The sequence below is a fragment of the Sulfuricurvum sp. genome, from assembly GCF_022759005.1.
In the GTDB taxonomy this organism is placed as follows: domain Bacteria; phylum Campylobacterota; class Campylobacteria; order Campylobacterales; family Sulfurimonadaceae; genus Sulfuricurvum.
In genome coordinates, this window is the sequence record NZ_JAEMQA010000033.1 from 1 (window position 1) to 4089 (window position 4089).

The following is a 4089-nucleotide window of genomic DNA, read 5'->3' on the forward strand; positions in this document are numbered from 1 at the left end:
AAAATGAAACAATGTCAAGAGGTTTTTCAAAGAATTTCAAAAATATTGCGAAAATTTTTTATTTTTTATTCGAAAAGCCAAAAAATGTAACCTTTTTACTCATTTTTACCCCTTAAACTCTAAAATCTACTCTCTGGAGCAAATAAATCATTAATGAAACTCTTGTATAATCTGCTTCGTAAAATCCCTATTAAGGAAAAAGCAATGGCTTTATATGATCGCGAATACGCACGAGAAAGTGCTTTTGGTTACGAGAGCGCACACCGAAGTGAAGCGCAGATCGTCTCGTTTGTTAAAGACACCTATAAATTGTTTGCCGCTTCAATGTTGGCAGGCGGTGTAGGTGCTTATGTAGGTATGCCCTTCGCTCCGGTTGTGGCTGCTAACTACTGGTTTATCGCTATCCCTTGGATGCTCTTTGGTATGTTCGGTCTTCAAATGATCAAAAACAAACCGGGCGTCAATATGATCGGATTGTTTGCATTCACTTTTGCAAGCGGTGTCATCATCACCCCGTTACTTAGTCATATCCTTGGCATGGCAGGGGGAGCAACCATTATCGGAAATGCGTTTTTTATGACAGCGGCATTGTTCGGAGGTCTTAGTTTCTTTGCTATTAAAAGTGCAAAAGACTTCACGACGTGGACCAAGCCGATTGTGATCGCTTTCTTTATTATTATGGCATTCTCATTAATTAATGTCTTTTTCTTGAAAAGCCCGATGATTTATATTGCAATCCAAGCGGTGTTCTTGCTCGTCATCAGCATCATGGTATTGATCGATACGCAAAACGTTATCCGAGGTGCCTATGAAACACCGATGGACGGTGCGATTGCACTCTATCTTGATTTCTTTAACCTCTTTATCACATTGCTCCAACTCTTCGGAATTTTCGGAAGCAGCGATGAGTAACACCCTTCCCCCGGAACTTCTCCGGGTGGTCGATGCCAATCTCAACCGTCTAAAAGAGGGTATCCGTGTGATTGAGGATATAGCGCGCTATGTTCACAATGACAAGGAACTCTCTACTTCACTCAAACATCTCCGCCATCAATGCCGTATCGAACCCATTGAAGAGCTACTCATCTCTCGTGACAGCGTCAACGATGTGCTACGCCCAACGATGCAAAGTGAAATGAATCGCACAGACCTGCGTTCCATACTGATAGCAAACTATAAACGGGGGCAAGAGTCTTCGCGTGTTTTGGAAGAGCTTTATAAGATAGTCGAACCGAGCTTTAGTGAGCGGTTTAAAAATATCCGCTACGAACTCTATATATTAGAAAAGAAAAACGTCTTAGGTTTGGATCAGTAAAATCTCAAACTCCAGATAGGAGAGGGGATAGGTCTCAATCAATTTTTTGGTCGAACGGTAATCAAGGACTCTACGCCCCCCGCTGACACCGCTGCGTTTGATGTAGCGAAACATCTCCCGTACCGAATCAAATTCTAATGTATAGTGAAGCACTTCGTAGCGAGCATTTACGTATTTTTCGGTGATATCCATCACCTCATCACTGGAGCGCAACAGCGGGGTAACTCCCGCACACTCATGCAAGGTTTTAAAGGTCCCTGCCGTGAAAATTGCTAACGACATCGGTGTGTTAAGCGAAGCGAGTGCTTTGATAACACTCTCCAAATCCTCCGCCCACTGAAGTGCCGATGCCGAATAGATCCGATCGAATCGGTTATCTTTCAATCGTTCAAATAATGCGGGATCGTTAAAATCTCCCAAAATCAACTCGACATTCACAGACAGGGGGTGATGAGAGAGCATGGAATTGGAAAAATCGACGCCGACAAAACGGGCAAGCTCCCAATCGATCAATGAATAAAGGGTGCCGTTACCGCATCCCAAATCCAAAATCCGCTGGGGCTGCTCATGAGTAGAAGCTACCAATTTTTCCGCGACAAGACGCTGAATAACGTTACGGCTCCCGTACTCTGCCGCATAGCGGGAAAACTCATGACAAACACTGCTCATCGGCGGTTAATGACCAGCGCAAGGATAAAAACGACCAATAGACACAAAACAATGGCAGCACCGCTCGGTAGGGAAAAGAGATACGATGCGCTTAATCCAACGACTACTGAGATCAAAGCAATAGCCATAGAAAGAAGGGTAGTGGGATAAAATCCCATCCCGAATCGGATCGCCGCGACCGGAGGAATCACCATCAAAGCTCCTATCAGCAATGTTCCGACTACCCGAATCGAGAGGGCGATAATGATCGCAATGACACTCACGAGCATGAAGTTAAGGAGAGTCACCCGAATCCCCCCCGCTCGGGCGACATCTTCATCAAATGCTATAAAATAGAGCTCTTTGAAAAAAGCGATCAGAAGCGCCATCGCCAACGAGCCTGCAATCCCCATTACCCATAAATCCTGAGTACTGACCGAAAGGATAGAACCGAACAGGTAGCTAAAGAGTGAGGCGTTGAACGATCCTGCCAGCGAGACGATTACAATCGCAAGAGCGAGAGAGCCTGAGAGGAAAATCGCAAGTACCGAATCCGAATACATCCCGTGAACACTGCGCAAATACTCGATCAGCCATGACGCGACCAATGACGCCAACACTGCCATCCACAGCGGACTCATCCCAAAGAGCAATCCAATCGCAACACCGACCAGCGACACATGGGCTAATGTCTCGCTGAGAAGCGAATAACGGCGAAGGACGATGAACGAACCGCTGAGCGATGCGAGAATCGCAATCATCAACCCTGCGACAAAGGCGCGCTGCATAAAAGGGTAATTCAACATTTCTAACATCTCTTCCCCTTTCAGTGATTATGCGACACAAGATGTGCCGAGGTGCCGTAAAGTCGACTCATCTCATCGCACCGCAGCATCTCAGCAGGATTTTGTGAGACCAATACGCTTTGATTGACAAACAACAGATGGGTAATATCTTCAGCGATGACCCCGACATCGTGTGTAACAAAGAGAATCGAAAGTTTTTTGGTGCGATTGAGAGTACGGAGCAGTTCATAAAATCGGTGCTGAGATTCGACATCGACCCCCGTATTAGGCTCATCGACAATCAAAACATCGGGGTTTGAGGCGAGCGCACGGGCAATCATCACCCGCTGGCGCTGACCACCGGAGAGATTTCCGATCAGACGATCCGATAAATCAGAGACTCCCATGAGCTCCATCGCCTCTGAAATCGCAGTTTTGTCATCAGCAGATTCCAACCCAAAAATACCTCGTCTCGCATAACGCCCCATTCCGACCACTTCACGTACGGTAGCAGGAAACGAACTGTCTACGAGAGCGGAACGCTGTGGAACATACCCGATGCGATTCCAATCGCGAAACCGTTTTTGAGGAGTTCCAAAAAGTTTGATTTCACCGGAGGTCGGCTTTTCAAGGCCGAGCAAAAGGCGGACCAATGTCGTCTTTCCCCCTCCGTTAGGGCCGATAATGGCGCAATACTCCCCTGGTAAAATTTTAAAGGTAGAGTTCTTGAGAACCAAGTTCCCCTGCCGCTCAAAGTTAAGGTTGTTGACTTCAAAAAGGCTGGGGGAAAATTTCAACGGCACTCCATCGCTTCTCGTAATTTTTTCAGGTTCTCCCGCATAATCGAGAGATAGGTTTGATGCGATTTTAACTCATCTTGGCTAATATTTTCCAGCGGTTGCAACGCGACCGCTTTGGCTCCGCTCTCGCGGGCAATCGTTTGGGAGACGTTATCGTTGATCAACTCTTCGAAAAAGATCGTTTTCATCCCATGTTCTTTGACTATCTCAACAACATGTGCGATGGTTTGAGCACTCGGTTGTTCATCCGAAGAGAGTCCGATAACCGAAACATTCTCGAGTTTGTTTGCATGAGCAAGATACCCGAATGCGTCGTGATTAGAGATCAAGGTACGGTTTTTACATTCGCCCAAACCTTTTGTGTATTCCGATTTCAATTTTTGCAATTCTCCGATGTAAGCAGCCGCATTACCGTGAAATTGCCCCGCTTTGTTCGGAATAAGTTTCGAGAATTCCGCATCTAACGTTTGGGTCATTTTGATCATATTATCAATATCGAGCCAATAGTGAGGATCATACGCCCCGTGATGGTGGTGAGCAT

At 46.1% G+C, this 4089-nt stretch carries 6 protein-coding genes; 2 read left to right on the forward strand and 4 right to left on the reverse strand.

All coding sequences use genetic code 11. The features are described from left to right. The first annotated feature begins 204 nt into the window (after nucleotides 1-204). Complete coding sequence (locus JHC35_RS01575; protein ID WP_295041628.1) at nucleotides 205-912, forward strand: Bax inhibitor-1/YccA family protein; 708 nt, start codon at nucleotides 205-207, stop codon at nucleotides 910-912. Then, nucleotides 905-1315 (forward strand): thiamine-phosphate pyrophosphorylase, encoded by a 411-nt coding sequence (locus tag JHC35_RS01580; protein ID WP_295041629.1) that lies wholly within the window; start codon nucleotides 905-907, stop codon nucleotides 1313-1315. Before JHC35_RS01575 ends, JHC35_RS01580 begins: the two co-directional genes overlap by 8 nt. Here JHC35_RS01580 and JHC35_RS01585 read toward each other — a convergent pair. From JHC35_RS01585 to JHC35_RS01600, 4 genes are all read right to left on the reverse strand, one after another. Beyond that, a complete protein-coding gene (locus JHC35_RS01585; protein WP_295041630.1) occupies nucleotides 1298-1984 on the reverse strand; it encodes a methyltransferase domain-containing protein in 687 nt (228 codons plus the stop codon). The two genes, JHC35_RS01580 and JHC35_RS01585, sit on opposite strands and share 18 nt — an antisense overlap. Continuing rightward, a complete protein-coding gene (locus JHC35_RS01590; protein ID WP_295041631.1) occupies nucleotides 1981-2778 on the reverse strand; it encodes a metal ABC transporter permease in 798 nt (265 codons plus the stop codon). Before JHC35_RS01590 ends, JHC35_RS01585 begins: the two co-directional genes overlap by 4 nt. Before the next feature lie 11 nt (nucleotides 2779-2789). Then, a complete protein-coding gene (locus JHC35_RS01595) occupies nucleotides 2790-3551 on the reverse strand; it encodes a metal ABC transporter ATP-binding protein (protein WP_365996474.1) in 762 nt (253 codons plus the stop codon). Further along, on the reverse strand, nucleotides 3542-4089 hold a 548-nt coding region (locus JHC35_RS01600; protein WP_295041633.1), incomplete at its 5' end, for a zinc ABC transporter substrate-binding protein. The genes JHC35_RS01600 and JHC35_RS01595, both read right to left, overlap by 10 nt.